10 protein-coding genes are annotated in these 13,630 nt (G+C 38.0%); 6 read left to right on the top strand and 4 right to left on the bottom strand.

Annotated elements, in window-relative coordinates; genetic code table 11:
* Positions 1–18: 18 nt before the first annotated feature.
* Positions 19–3,174 carry a M1 family aminopeptidase gene (locus tag I6E80_RS03395; protein ID WP_231616706.1) on the bottom strand — a complete coding sequence of 1,052 codons (3,156 nt, stop codon included), beginning with the start codon at positions 3,172–3,174 and terminating at the stop codon, positions 19–21.
* Positions 3,168–4,031 (bottom strand): ABC transporter ATP-binding protein, encoded by an 864-nt coding sequence (locus I6E80_RS03390; RefSeq protein WP_197184796.1) that lies wholly within the window; start codon positions 4,029–4,031, stop codon positions 3,168–3,170. The genes I6E80_RS03395 and I6E80_RS03390 overlap by 7 nt, the downstream gene beginning before the upstream one ends.
* 343 nt (positions 4,032–4,374) lie before the next feature.
* Here I6E80_RS03390 and I6E80_RS03385 point away from each other — a divergent pair, with 343 nt between their 5' ends.
* Positions 4,375–5,883 (top strand): sensor histidine kinase, encoded by a 1,509-nt coding sequence (locus I6E80_RS03385; RefSeq protein WP_076924274.1) that lies wholly within the window; start codon positions 4,375–4,377, stop codon positions 5,881–5,883.
* Positions 5,877–6,557: a LytTR family DNA-binding domain-containing protein gene (locus I6E80_RS03380; RefSeq protein WP_076924275.1), complete on the top strand. Its 681-nt coding sequence runs from the start codon at positions 5,877–5,879 to the stop codon at positions 6,555–6,557. Before I6E80_RS03385 ends, I6E80_RS03380 begins: the two co-directional genes overlap by 7 nt.
* 116 nt (positions 6,558–6,673) lie before the next feature.
* On the opposite strand, the gene I6E80_RS03375 is transcribed toward I6E80_RS03380, so the two are convergent.
* The gene (locus tag I6E80_RS03375; protein ID WP_197184957.1) at positions 6,674–8,725 is read right to left on the bottom strand and encodes a TonB-dependent receptor; all 2,052 of its coding nucleotides are present in this window, start codon (positions 8,723–8,725) and stop codon (positions 6,674–6,676) included.
* A gap of 378 nt (positions 8,726–9,103) precedes the next feature.
* Between I6E80_RS03375 and I6E80_RS03370 the strand changes: the two genes are divergently transcribed.
* Together I6E80_RS03370 and I6E80_RS03365 are read left to right on the top strand one after the other, a co-directional pair.
* Positions 9,104–9,400, top strand: a complete 297-nt coding sequence (locus I6E80_RS03370) for a hypothetical protein (RefSeq protein WP_101216360.1) — start codon at positions 9,104–9,106, stop codon at positions 9,398–9,400.
* Positions 9,397–10,947: a PepSY domain-containing protein gene (locus tag I6E80_RS03365; protein WP_197184795.1), complete on the top strand. Its 1,551-nt coding sequence runs from the start codon at positions 9,397–9,399 to the stop codon at positions 10,945–10,947. The genes I6E80_RS03370 and I6E80_RS03365 overlap by 4 nt, the downstream gene beginning before the upstream one ends.
* 62 nt (positions 10,948–11,009) lie before the next feature.
* Here the strand turns inward: I6E80_RS03365 and yddG are convergent, their stop codons facing one another.
* On the bottom strand, positions 11,010–11,930 hold the full coding sequence (gene yddG, locus I6E80_RS03360) for an aromatic amino acid DMT transporter YddG (protein WP_197184794.1): 921 nt from the start codon (positions 11,928–11,930) through the stop codon (positions 11,010–11,012).
* A 448-nt stretch (positions 11,931–12,378) separates the two neighbouring features.
* Here yddG and I6E80_RS03355 point away from each other — a divergent pair, with 448 nt between their 5' ends.
* The gene (locus I6E80_RS03355; protein WP_024597735.1) at positions 12,379–13,032 is read left to right on the top strand and encodes a TetR/AcrR family transcriptional regulator; all 654 of its coding nucleotides are present in this window, start codon (positions 12,379–12,381) and stop codon (positions 13,030–13,032) included.
* 3 nt (positions 13,033–13,035) lie between these two features.
* On the top strand, positions 13,036–13,518 hold the full coding sequence (locus tag I6E80_RS03350; protein ID WP_197184793.1) for a putative 4-hydroxy-4-methyl-2-oxoglutarate aldolase: 483 nt from the start codon (positions 13,036–13,038) through the stop codon (positions 13,516–13,518).
* The last annotated feature ends 112 nt before the right edge of the window (positions 13,519–13,630 follow it).

The following is a 13,630-nucleotide window of genomic DNA, read 5'->3' as shown; positions in this document are numbered from 1 at the left end:
TGTTCAAATTAAACGTACTTACTCTAAAAACAGTGTGTTTATTAAGCTTTCTTGTTCTTTCCCAGCTTCATGTTTTAATGCTCGTATAAAATCCATAGAATTGGCGGGACTGTTTGGATAAGCATGATTTTTCCAAACCAACTTGAGCGCATTAATAATGGGTTTATCCCCAATCGCAGCGCGTAGCTTAGCAAAGACAATGGTTGCTCGCGAATATTGGTCAAAGCTTTGTGTAGCATCAACTAAGGCTGATCGCTCCTTTATGTTCATCAACATACTTTGCTCATAGCGTGTTGTTTCATACTCAACCAGCGCTTGCATGGTCGCTTTCCCATAACGCTGCTCTATAACAACAAGCTCAATATACTTTGCCATAGACTCCACTAAAAAAGCGCTATCTGAAAATACTCCATTACCAATATCATGGCCAAACCATTGATGCGCAGTTTCGTGAACTGCACGGCGATAGCGTTGATCAAAGCCTGCATTAGCACTTGGCTTTGCTCTAAAACCAACACTGTCTTCAATAAGTATAAGTTGCGGCAGGGCATAACCTGTTCCACCAAATTTAGGCGAGCCTATTAAGCTCAATTGTTTTGCTCTATATGGGCTTATATTATTAAGCCATTTTATTGTGTCGCCCATTGCACTGAGGTTTACGGCTATAGACTCCCCTCGTGCTGGCTCGTTTTTATCTTTAGCAAACACGTTTAACATCACGCCATTTTGCTGCTTGATAACAGGGGAATAAGGCACCGTCACCCAAGCTGGGATTGCATTTATGGGTGTACGAGTCTCAAAATGAAATATTTCGCGGTCATCTTTGCTGGTACGTGATATTTCCTCTCCTTGGGTTATAACCTGATAATCACTTGTTGTACTCACTTTACTCGACATAGTAAGCCACTGGTAATGAGTACTTGCTTTCGCCGTTTTAGCAAATAGCTTCGTGGGTCTAATCACCGATTTCACTTTAAGTGCGTGTTGCTGACGAAGTATAGGATCGGTTAATTCATAATTATCTTGATAGCCAACAGTCGGCAATAAAGGCACTGATCGTATATAGCTAAATTCAGGGGTTATTATCTGATGGCCTCTCACTGGCCAAAGCTTAGCTTGATGAACATCAAACCGTGTAACTAGTTTACGTATTTCTCCTGGCTGCATTTCATTCTCAAACTTAAACACAGCTTGATTAAGCAAGGGAAAGCTTTTAGCCCTTTGCGCGCCATCGATTTCAATATCGGCCCATGTATAAAAACCTGAGCGCCCAACCAATATCTCTTTAATAGGATCTTGATGGGTGTTTTTTAAGGTATATATTAAGGAAAAATGAGCTTGCTGCTGATGCGGATAAAAGTCTACATTAGCATCAATGTGCACAATGTTTGGCTGTGCTACATTGCGCCATTGTGAGAATGCTTTTTCGTATTGTGCTTTAAATGCCTCGCGTTTATGCGAGTTGGTTAAAGGCTTCTCCTCAACCAGTCTTAAATGTAATTGAGTAAATAGTGCCACAGTGATAAGTAAAGGAATAAGTAACCAAAAATGTTTAACCCCCATTACTCTTCGGCTCAACCCGGCACCTCGGTGATTAAAAATCCCCGTAATTATAACTAAGCTTATACACGCAACTAACCAAACTGATATATAAGGCCAATAACTACTTATACTTGCACGATAACCCCAAAAGTTATCAGGTGCCTGCAAAGGCGTCCAACCAACACTCCACAATGTATGCGTAAGACCAAGATAAGTCATTATCGGTGTAAATTTGATCAGTAAAATAACAGCAATTAGCAAACCCGCAATAAGCTGCGAACGACACAAATTAAATACACACAAAAATACACACGCAATAATGGCAAGCACAATTGCCATCAAAAATAAAATGGTTAAATGCACTTCAAATTGATATGCACTGTGTAAAAACCACTGAGCTGCACTTGCCCCTAATAAGCTCATTGTTAAAAAAACCAATATCATAGTACCTAGGACCAATAACTGACTGTTTAAAAAGTAATATGTTTTGAGCGGTGTGGCAGCGATCAGCTCAGCTATATTATAGTATTTAGCGAAACAGCTTACTTGCCAGCTCCACAAAGCCATTAATAAAGTGCCAAACAACAATTGAATATCAAATGCATAATAGCTAATTGCATCAAGGCTTGTGGTGCTCATAATACTCATTGGTTCAACATAACCAGATGACGAGGCAACACTATTAAAAACCATCACCGGCCAAACAAAAATAATCAGTAAAGTAACAGGGTGTGAAACCAAATTAACCAGCGTAATTTTGTATAAACTGGCCATCATCAAAAACGGTTTTTGCGTGACTCTCGCAGTTTTATATTCAGCGGGTTCTAACGTGTTGTAACGAACGCATTCGTTATTATTTTTACCTTTTTGACTCTTTAATAATGTGTTTTTTTTATTTTTACTAAAAGTAATATAAAAAATACCAACAGCAAGCATACTCACAACAACGCGATTAATAGCAAATGAAGCTCCTAATGAATTGGTTAAACCGTTTATTACGGCGGTGTATGCAAAAGGGTCAAGCCAAACAAATAATGTATAAAAGCGATTGCTTATGATACTACTTCCAGCAAGCATTGGATTTCCGGTAATACTTGCAAGCATTATGTAGCCTATCCACAACACCGCAAAAACAACATAATTGGGTAATGAAGTCGTTGATTTATGGCAAACAAAAAAGGCAACAACAACTAAAAAGCAGCTATTTGGTAACAACACTAAAAAGCTATTAAATACAGTAAAAGAAACCATATTTGGTATATAGCCAAATTGCCTTACATGCATGTATATCATTACTAAATCGCTAATTAAGCTAATAATAAAAACCAAGCAAATCAGTAAGCATACTCTTGCTAAACTGCGCTTAAATAAGCTAGGTTGCGTAGCATAAATAAGCTCCTGCATTGACGCGTGCTGATCTCGTAAAAATATAACGGGTGCCAATACTCCTACAAGCACAGGTAACTGCATCATTTGTAGCATTGTAATATTTAACTTAAATTGTTTTAACGAATCAACTTCAACTGTTGCAAGCCCAGAGGACAACATAACCGAAAATATTAAAGGAATAATAATGCACAGCCAAACAAGTGGTTGGCGCACTGCATATCGCCACTCATTAAAAATTAACATGTTTGACTTCCTTTATTGAGTGCAAAAAAGTACTTGTCTTGAAGCGTAGCGGGCGAGTTTATTGCATTTTGTGCAGGCGCTGTGTCTGCATACACACGAAATGACGCTCTACCATAGCGATGGCTCTTACTTAATACATGCTGATTTGGTATGCCCGTAGGTAAACTTTCGAGCTGCCAAATCTTACCTTCTAAAGGAACTAGTAACTCTTTTACGTCACCGCTTTGTATGAGTGTTCCTTGATCTATAATGGCCACGTAGTGACATAAATTTTCTACATCTTCAACAATATGAGTCGATAACAATACCAACCTATTTTGACTAATACTAACGAGTAAATTATTTAAACTTTCTCGTTCCACAGGATCAAGCCCAGCAGTGGGTTCATCCATAATAATTAGTTTTGGGTTACCTAACAAAGCCTGAGCCACGCCAAAACGCTGCTTCATTCCTCCCGAAAAATTAACGACCTTTTTATTAGCAAACTGAGTCAAATTGGTTAGTTCAAGTAAACTATTAATTTGGTTTTTGCGTGCATTACCTTCTATGCCTTTTAATACGGCAATATGCTCAAGTAACGCCCGACAACTCATATTGGGATACACGCCAAAATATTGTGGTAAATAACCTAGCTGCGATCTAAGCGCATCTGGTTGGCTAATCACATCAAGGCCATTAAAATTAATATGTCCGGAGTCGGCATTTTGTAAACACGCGAGTGTGCGCATAAGTGTTGATTTACCCGCTCCATTAGGGCCAAGTAGACCGACCATACCGGCGGGTAGAGTGATCGTCACATCATTCAAAGCCTGCGTACCATCTGCGTATTTTTTGTTGATATTTTTCAGTGTAAGCATTAGTTTCATCCTTAATTGGTATAGCACCAGCTTAAGAAAGCAAGTCAATACAAGCGAGAAAATAATGGTTAACGTATTGAAATAAATGATGAACATAAAAAAGTAACGTTGGTCATTTAAATATGACCTTTCATCATTTAAATAAACGGCCTAGTATGCTTAAAACGGTTACTAACCCTATGAAATAAAATAATTATTTTAAAAATAAATTATGATTGAAACAATTTTATGGATAAACTAGCGCGCTCAGCGTAGTGAATTGTGCAAAGGTAATGTTTAAAATAAAAAGACAATTTTATCTAAGCGTATCTGCTCAGAAACTATAATAAAAACGGAGTCACATATGCAGCAAGCCAATACACCAATATGGCAACGCTTTAGCATTACCCAGCTAATAATTTTTTTACCGCTAATAGCTGCTATTATGCTCGACTCTCATATACGCTTTTTGTCATCACATATGGATTCAACGAGCCAATATCTGGCTATTAATATTCAACTTTTTTTACAGTGTATTCCCTTTTTTATTGCCCATGCGTTTGCATATCGTTTTTTACTTACACCCGCAATCATAGTTTGGCTGTTAGGCTTTTTAGCCTATCCATCTCTCTTGCTAGTATTTAATAACCAGCTTCTTAACTTTTCGCAATGGCAACACCTTGATGCACAATGTTGGACACTGTGCGCATCTGCAAGTGGTATATGGCTTATTACTAAACGCACTAATAAAAATAACAATGTGTTGAGTAATAAATGGCTTAAATCCTTGTTTTCACTTGATACAGTCATGTTTATAATACTTTTAGGTTGGGCAATAGTTACATCAAGCATACTCAATACGCACACTGATCCTATGTTAAACCAGCCTATTGAGCCTGTTATTGACGTTTATAAAGTATTCATACAGTTTGATACTTTTTTGGGTTATCTTTGGCAAATTACTGTTTGTGCCGGATTAGTATATGGAGTGTATTTATTAAATAGATATTTATTAATACGCTATGTATTAACCTATCATGGTGTACTGATGTTTTTGTTTGCAAGTTTAATAAGCCTCGTTGCACTTACACCTGTATTAACATCGTGCTTGCTACTGTTACCTATTAACGATTTACCCTCAGGCATTGCTAACTTAACACCTGGCGGTAATAATAATATTTTTAGCCCTGAAAATTATCAGTTCGTATTTTTGTTTTTGGCTATAAGCACACCGATTATTTTAGCGTTTGAACGACAGCAACAACACGTTCAAATTAGCAACATTGCCCAACAACAAACAAAAACAGAGCTAAAGCTACTTCAACAGCAAATTAACCCTCATTTTTTATTTAATACATTAAACAACCTTTACGCACTGACATTAAAAAAAGCAGATAATGCACCAGATCTTGTTATGCAATTAGCTAACTTACTGCGTTACAGTGTTTATGAAGGCCAAAAAGCACAGGTGAGTTTAGAAAAAGAAATTAATTACTTAAAAGGTTTTATTGCATTGCAGCATTTACGAAGTGCTGAGCGCTGCAACTTTGATGTGCAATGGCCTGAATATCAACAACACTATTTAATTTCGCCACTACTGTTAATAATGATTTTAGAAAACGCGATAAAGCATGGTGTAGAGCCCACCTCACAAAAAGTAACGGTTGTGTTTAAAATCACCATGGCCGATAACATACTAACGCTATTTTCCTCTAACCCTATTCTACCTAATAACAATTCAGAGCATGGGATGGGACTTAACAATTTACGCCGTAGGCTAACTCTTTTATATCCAAATAAGCACACATTAATTATTAATGAAAATAAAAACCTTTGGCAAACCACACTTAAATTGGAGCTGGCTGCATGCTAAACACAATAATTGTTGATGACGAGCCGCTCGCGCATGACGTTATACTGCATCATTTAAGTGCCCATAAAGATATTAATGTAAGCGGACAATACCTTAACGCTAAAGATGCATTATGTGCTTTAGCCACATCATCTATTGATTTGTTATTTTTAGACATAAACATGCCCGAACTATCAGGCATTGCGTTACTAAAAGTGCTCGCGAATCGACCACAAGTGATTATTATTAGTGCGTATCAAGAATATGCTTTAGCCGGTTTTGAACTTGACGTAACTGACTACCTACTAAAACCAGTCTCTGCGCAGCGCCTTGAACAAGCACTCAATAAAGTACGGAAAAAAAGAAAACACATAACGCTAAATCCCAGGGCACCTCTGACTATTACCCTTAAAATCGATCGTGAAAAACATAAAATTCAATTAGGCGATATAGACATGTTTGAGGCTTATGGAAATTATGTAAAAGTATGGCAAGGTGAAAAAGCATTACTTGCAAGCAGTACTCTCAAATACATATTGCAAGAGCTTGATACTTCATTTATTCAAGTCCACAAATCTTACGTTATTAACAAAAATAAAGTTGTTGCGTTAAGTAATGAAAGCGTTCAACTAGCATCAGGCGTGTCAGTTAAAATTGGCAAGTCATTTAAACAACAAGTGCGCGACATTATTTAATTTAAGCTCGGTTAAAGCTCCCCCTTTATTGAAAAGCCCTAATGCTTTAGGGCTTTAAATTATTTTACCTTTAAAAGGTAGCGTTACAATTTCCAATTCATTATTTTAGAAGCACGTTAAAAACGATACGTTACTGAAGCACCTAATGTTTGTGGGTTAACAACAGCAACATAACCCGTTGGGTAACGCCCGCTTGCAGGCTCTACCGACGTAAATGCTTCTTCATCTAATGTATTATTAATAAAAGCACTCACCAACCAATGATCGCTGTTATAGCTTATTGTTGCACGCGTAATTGTGTAACCGCCAGCAACACGCTCCTCGGTGTTAGTTAAATCACCGTAGTACTCGTCTACATAATTAGCGCTCACATTTAGCTTTAAGGTATCTGTAAACCAATGCGATACCCCTAAACTTACAGTCAGTTCTGGTGCTGAATTTAATTCATTGCCCACTGCATCAGAATAAGTAGTTGATTCATCTATTTTAGTTTTTAATAAACCCAGCCCTGCGTGTAACTGCCATTGCTCACCTAACATGCTATATGCTTCAAGCTCTAAACCATAGCTATGTGCGTCGTCAATATTAGTAATTTTCCTATCAGAACTTAATGCTTGATAACCATCAAAATTATTGTAAAAAATATTAGCACTAATATTTAAATCACCATTATTTAGTACGCTACGCGAGCCCAACTCGTACGTATTTACTGATTCTTGATCGTAGTAATAATATTCCTGCGCGGTAAAATTCAACGCACCACCACCAGCGTTATAACCACGACGAGCACTTGCAGATAGGGTCGTATCATTGTTAATTTTATATTGAATAGCTAAGGTCGGTAGCTTTATAGTGTTAGAATTGTCTAGCTGCTCAACTAATCTACTGCCACCAAAAGCCATGTCAAAATTACGAAGTTGTTCTTCACACTCAACTCTAAGCCCAGCGGTTAAAGTAAGCTCATTAGTTAACTTAAAGCTGGTTTCGCCATAAATTGCTTTAGAGTCACTACTATCGTCACCAAAATAATTGGTTGCACCAACGCTTTTAAAGTCTTGGTCACGGTCAAAGTAAGCAATACCAACAAAGCCTGAATAAAATTCACTATTTAAGCCAAAGTTTAACTTGCTATCAATGGTGATATTTTTTTCATCCATAGAAATATCAGACTCAGCGCTTGCCAGTGCTTCATAAGCCTCGTAGCCCCATTCATAATCCATATAAGCAAGTAATATATCGAACGAAAAGTTATCATTAATTTTATAATCAATATTTACCTGAGTCGTGTCTGACTGGGTATCCATGTCACGCTGAAATAAAGGCACATAATCAAACGGTTTATCACCTTCATAATACTTACGACCCGTATTACCTTCTTCGCTATACGTTGAGTAAGTCAGCTGTACAGCTAAATCTGTTGTTGGGGTATACAGTAATTTCGCTCGCGTACTGCTGGTATTAAGGTTATTTAAGTTCTTATCTGTTGGATTGGTTTCATATACCCTTGGATTACTAAAGGTTTCACCGTTTACATATTGAGTAGACAAGCGAAATGCTAATACGTCTTCAACTAATGCCCCCGAAACAACGGCCGCTGTATCAAGGTAGCTGTCTTGATTTTTATAACCAACGCGTACAGCACCTTCAAAATCTTGTGTTGGCGCTTTAGTTGTCATATAGACAGCACCACCAATACTATTACGCCCATTACTTGTTGACTGCGGTCCACGGTATACCGCTATTTGCTCTATATCCCATAAACCGGTATCACCAGTTAAATCAGCAACAAATGGCTGACTAACCCCATCAACAAGTGTTGATACTCGCGCTTTTGAGCCACCACTAAATGAGTTAAACCCAGTTGCACCACCATTACCCGACACACCGCGCATATCTGGCACAGCGCCAGTAAGTACCACCACATTTGCCATTTCTGCCAAGGCTTCAGAAACAGAGCCTAGTTGCCCATTTTCTAATAACGAACTATCTACAACTGCAACCGATGTAATCGTATCCTTGAGTGACCTTTCGATTTTTTCGCCTGTTACAGTAATTGTATCTATTGATTCACGACTTGTTTCATCAGCAAATGCATTGCTTTGAGATAGCAGAAAAGAGCCTGTAATGATTAGTGAAAGCTTATTTAGTTTGAATGACCGCACCGCTATTATTCCCTTTTATGGATGGTTATTTTATTTTTCGGAAAAATAGCACAAACATGTGCTTGTTGCAATTGAGTTTAATTATCATTTAGAATGGCAATATTATTAACAAGTGTTTTTATTTATGTTGCAACTTACCCTTTCTCTTATTTTATTTACTGCTACATCCCTGTTTTATCTTAGTAACCGCCACCAACGACTACTAAGCAAACCCATTAATAAAAGCTGGCGCAAGCTCGCATTTATCCTTTTTGTTATTGCAATACCATTAGCCTTATATGCTTTTTCTAATGCGGCAGCCGTATTTTTTATCATTTTAATGATAATGCTCGCTTTAATAATAATTCCGCTCGTCAGCCTAATTAAACGCAAGGAAGTTAAATAATGTCATCTGCACAAAGGCAAAAAATAAAACCAACTTGGCTTGGAAAAAGTTTGGCGGGTTGTTTTTTAGGGCTCGCACTAGCGTTTATTCTCGTTGCTTTTTTTGCATGGTATGGAGCGGGAGGCATAGATGCGCCTGATAAAGTGCAATTTAATATGTGGATAATCCCTCTTCTATGGTTAACCATTTTTAGCTTCACATACCTGTTTAGCTCGGCAAAAAAAGCTTGGCTGACGCTTGGGGGCTTAAATGTAACGCTATATAGTTTATTTATAATTTTAAGGACTTGGCTATGAGAGTTAGAGCCGATATTTTGCGCACCTATCAAGGTGTGCATACATGGACAGGAATAATCACAGGCTTAGTCCTTTTTATAGGGTTTTATGCTGGTAGTTTAACCATGTATAAACACGAATTAGCACAGTGGGCAAAACCCGTCAGTGCACCAGTGACTAAACCATACACTAACAATTACCAAACATTAGTTGACCAAGCAATAGTTAAGTACCCTGAGCAAATGGGCAATGGCTTTTCCCTCGATTTACTAACAAATCAAGCACCGCTCTCTTGGTACAGCCAAGGAAAAGAGCGCGGTATGGCACTTAATAACCAATTACAGGCGCTACATATAAACCAGCAAAATAATCTGGTTATACAGCAACAAAGTGAGAATAAACTTGCAGATTTAATAGATTATTTGCATCGAACCGCAGGGTTTGCAGGCGAGATTGGTCACGACCAATCAGGAGTATATATACTCGGTATAGCATCTGCGCTGTACTTTTTAGCATTGGTGTCTGGCGTAATTATTTTACTACCTACGCTTGTAAAAACGTTTTTTGCAATACGAAAAGAAAAAGGTGCTAGTCGTTTTTGGCTCGACAGCCATAATTTAGTTGGGATCGCCAGCCTGCCTTTTCATTTAATTATAGCGTTTACTGTTGTTGTGTTTGCATTTCATGACCTAATTTATGATGGTCTATCAGCATTTTATGACGATAAATCCTTTTTTCAACGCCCTGCCCCAGCAGCACATAATTATCATATTGCAAATTTACCAAGTATAGATAAACAGATCCTAGCGGCAAAAAACTACGCTACAGGTTATGAGCCAATTCATATTGCGTTTAATCGTTTAAACACAAACAGTCCAACAGCAACATTAAAAATGAGTAATAGCAGCGCTGTCGTTCGCGGACCTGATACTGACTACTTATTTTTACATCCTTATACATTAGAAGTACTTAACTCAAGCTATCCGCAAGGAGATGATGGTGTTTGGGGTAATATAGTAGGAAGTTTCTTTTCACTTCACTTTGGTACTTATGGAGGTGAATGGGGGCGTTGGGGGTATTTTATTATGGGACTGCTTGGCGCATTCTTATTTTATTCTGGTAACTTATTGTGGTTAGACAAACGCTTTAAAAAAGATCCAAATAAACGAAGCACACGATTTATGGCAAATTTAACAATTGGTGTGTGTGTAGGTTCAATAATTGCCGTGGTTGCCACGTTATTGCAAGCTAAATGGACAAACCTATATATAGAGAACGCAAATTACAGTTACCTTTATAGTTACTATTTGGTATTTTTTGTTTTTGTTGCTTATACCTTTTTTAAAGGAACTCACCACGCTAGCTATTGGGGCTTAATCGGCATTGCATTTTTATCTGCTAGTATGGGAGTTTCAACACTTGTACAGGCTTTATTAGCTGATGATTTTTTTAAATATTATCAAAGCGGTATTGTTGATATTAGCGCTGCAGTATTTGCGTTAATATTTTATTATTGTGCAAAAAAAGTTAGATACAAATCAGCAAGCTATGCCGTTATGCCTGCATAGTTGCCACAAACTTAATGAGGCGTATTGGACGCCTCATTAATCGAGTTACATATAAATATAATTTAGTTTAGTGTTTTTGCTGGCTCTGTAACAGACTTTTCTCGCGTTACAAAGTAGCAAATTAGCGAGCCCACGGTTACCAGTACAACTCCTTGCCAAAACGAAGCGCTCAGCGTAATAGATAAATACAGCGCTGAAATAATAGTAGAAAACACCGGTGTAAAGTACGAAAGTGTGCCAAGCAGCATTAAGTTACCGCCAATAATAGCTTGGTTCCACAGTGCATACCCGCTCCCTACCACTACTCCTGCTAATAGCAATGTTATGCTTGAGCTGAGTGAAAACGTTAATGGCGCTTCATTACTAAAACCATATTGCGCCCATAAACTCATTGCCGTAACAGTAAAGAATAACGTAATGGCATTTTTGCCATTACTCAGCTTTTGCGTAACCACGCAATAAATAGCCCATATAAACGCTGCAGTTAATGCCATTAAATAAGTAGCAGGATTATCAGCAAAGTTAGCGACAAGCGTATCGAATGACATTTCTTGATCGCCCGTAATACACCAAGCAACCCCTAAAAAAGCAATAATCATGCTTGGGTACACCCAATAACTTACTTTTTTGCGACCAATGATAATAGAGAGCAATATAGTTAGCGTGGGCCATAAATAATTAATAACCGCCATTTCCATTGCCTGATGACGGCTATTTGCCATACCAATAGAAAGCGCCAAGCAAATTTCGTACGATACAAATAATAAAGTACCTACTACCAGGTAGCGTCTTGAAAACCCACTAAACTTAGGTACTCCCATAACCAAAATTAAAAATATCGCACTGACAGAGTACATAGCCGCAGCACCACCGATGGGGCTAAACAACTCAGAAATATCCCGTAGTAATGCCACTAAGCAACTCCACAGTAATATTGCAGCAACTCCATAAAGCGTGTATTTATTTTTGCTTAAAAGCTCCATTTGCCAATCCAAAAGTACTACTCATAAATTTGAAACTAAACTAACAGTAATTATTTAATTAAACAATTAGGGTCTGTTGATCTTTCAAGGTTAAATTTGCAGCAGTCTGTTTGGTATTTAGGCAAGGCAGAGCCTATATAGTGTGGTTATTCCCCATAAATGGGCGATAACGTAGCATTAATGCCAAACAGGCGCTGCCCAAAGGGTTCTTCCTAGGGACTACTTACTCTTTGTTGCTCGGTTTTTACTTAGCCCACTAGGTTACAAATCTCGCGCCGCGATTAAATAGCCCCTAGTTTGAACAAATTTTAATCCGCAAAGATCAACAGACCCTAAAGTTTATAGCTTAAACCTCTTCCCCTGTTTTTTACATTCACACTTTTTAGTAATTGACCTTTTGGTCAGTAAAGCTACAATCAATCAATACGTTAAACACGCAAACTCAACAATGACCACACAAATAAAACCAAATAAAAAAGAAGTAACACGCGAAAAAAACCAAAAACTAATTTTAGATGCCGCCGAGCAATTGTTTTCGCAATTAGGTTACGACGGAGCAAGTATGAGCATGGTTGCTAAAGAAGCGCAGGTGCCAAAAGCTAATATTTTGTATTACTTTAAAAGTAAAGATGGTCTGTACGAGTCTGTGATCGACCGCATAATAGCTAATTGGAACTTAGGGCTCGATAACGTCACAATTAACGACGATCCAGCTACCGTGCTTTATAACTATATTAAAAGTAAAGTAATACTCGCCGTAAATCAGCCAATGCAATCTCGCTTATTTGCCAGCGAAATACTGCGCGGTGCCCCTTATTTACAAAACTACTTTAGAACCAATACCCGCCCTTGGGTTAAGCAAAAAGTTGATGTACTTCAAGCATGGATGGACGCAGATAAAATGGATAAGGTTGATCCCTACCATTTGCTCTTTACTATTTGGTCTACCACGCAGTATTACGCCGACTTTCAGGCTGAGGTTTTACTCGTAATGAACAAATTAGAGTACGACAAAACCGATGTGGCACAAATTACGCAATCAATTGCCCACATAATTTTAAAAGGTATTGGTCTTAAAATACCTGAGCAAAGTGAGACTTAACCCATGACACCCTTTACTACACCCGATTTATTTGACGATCATCGCGATAGCGTACAAGTAGCCGACAGTGGCCTTTATCACTTTGGTAAAAAAACCACGTTTTACGGTCAAGTCGTTACCGTTACCTGCCCAGAAGACAACTCTTTTGCCGCCGATATATTGCATGAAAATGGTGAAGGTAAAGTATTAGTTATTAACGGGTTTGCGAGCAAACGCTTTGCGTTTATTGGCGACATTATGGCTGAACGTGCCTTAAATAATGGCTGGGAAGGCGTAATAATAAATGGCTGTTGCCGAGATATAGAAATACTTGCCACTATGGACTTACCAGTTATGGCGCTAGGCTCTACACCGCGTAGTACCTTAAAGCGCGGCTTTGGTGATAAAAACCAAGCTGTTACCATGCTTAGCACCACCCTAGAACCTAACGATTGGGTTTACGCCGATATTAATGGTTTAATCATCAGTAAAACGCCCCTTATTTAGCACTCAAAACCATATAAATAAAGACCAACTTGGTGCATCTGCGCACCAAATTGGTTTGTTTTAGCTCATTTTAATACCACTATTTTTACAGCCCATATTTACTAACCTCATA

The organism is Pseudoalteromonas sp. NSLLW218, from assembly GCF_015864775.1.
GTDB lineage: Bacteria > Pseudomonadota > Gammaproteobacteria > Enterobacterales > Alteromonadaceae > Pseudoalteromonas.
This window is presented reverse-complemented; position numbering and strand designations above follow the sequence as displayed.

Excerpts from the sequence above, each read along its gene's own strand:
- I6E80_RS03395 (WP_231616706.1), bottom strand. The coding sequence starts at position 3,174 with ATGTTAATTTTTAATGAGTGGCGATATGCAGTGCGCCAACCACTTGTT.
- I6E80_RS03390 (WP_197184796.1), bottom strand. The coding sequence starts at position 4,031 with ATGCTTACACTGAAAAATATCAACAAAAAATACGCAGATGGTACGCAG.
- I6E80_RS03385 (WP_076924274.1), top strand. The coding sequence starts at position 4,375 with ATGCAGCAAGCCAATACACCAATATGGCAACGCTTTAGCATTACCCAG.
- I6E80_RS03380 (WP_076924275.1), top strand. The coding sequence starts at position 5,877 with ATGCTAAACACAATAATTGTTGATGACGAGCCGCTCGCGCATGACGTT.
- I6E80_RS03370 (WP_101216360.1), top strand. The coding sequence starts at position 9,104 with ATGTCATCTGCACAAAGGCAAAAAATAAAACCAACTTGGCTTGGAAAA.
- I6E80_RS03365 (WP_197184795.1), top strand. The coding sequence starts at position 9,397 with ATGAGAGTTAGAGCCGATATTTTGCGCACCTATCAAGGTGTGCATACA.
- yddG (WP_197184794.1), bottom strand. The coding sequence starts at position 11,930 with ATGGAGCTTTTAAGCAAAAATAAATACACGCTTTATGGAGTTGCTGCA.
- I6E80_RS03355 (WP_024597735.1), top strand. The coding sequence starts at position 12,379 with ATGACCACACAAATAAAACCAAATAAAAAAGAAGTAACACGCGAAAAA.
- I6E80_RS03350 (WP_197184793.1), top strand. The coding sequence starts at position 13,036 with ATGACACCCTTTACTACACCCGATTTATTTGACGATCATCGCGATAGC.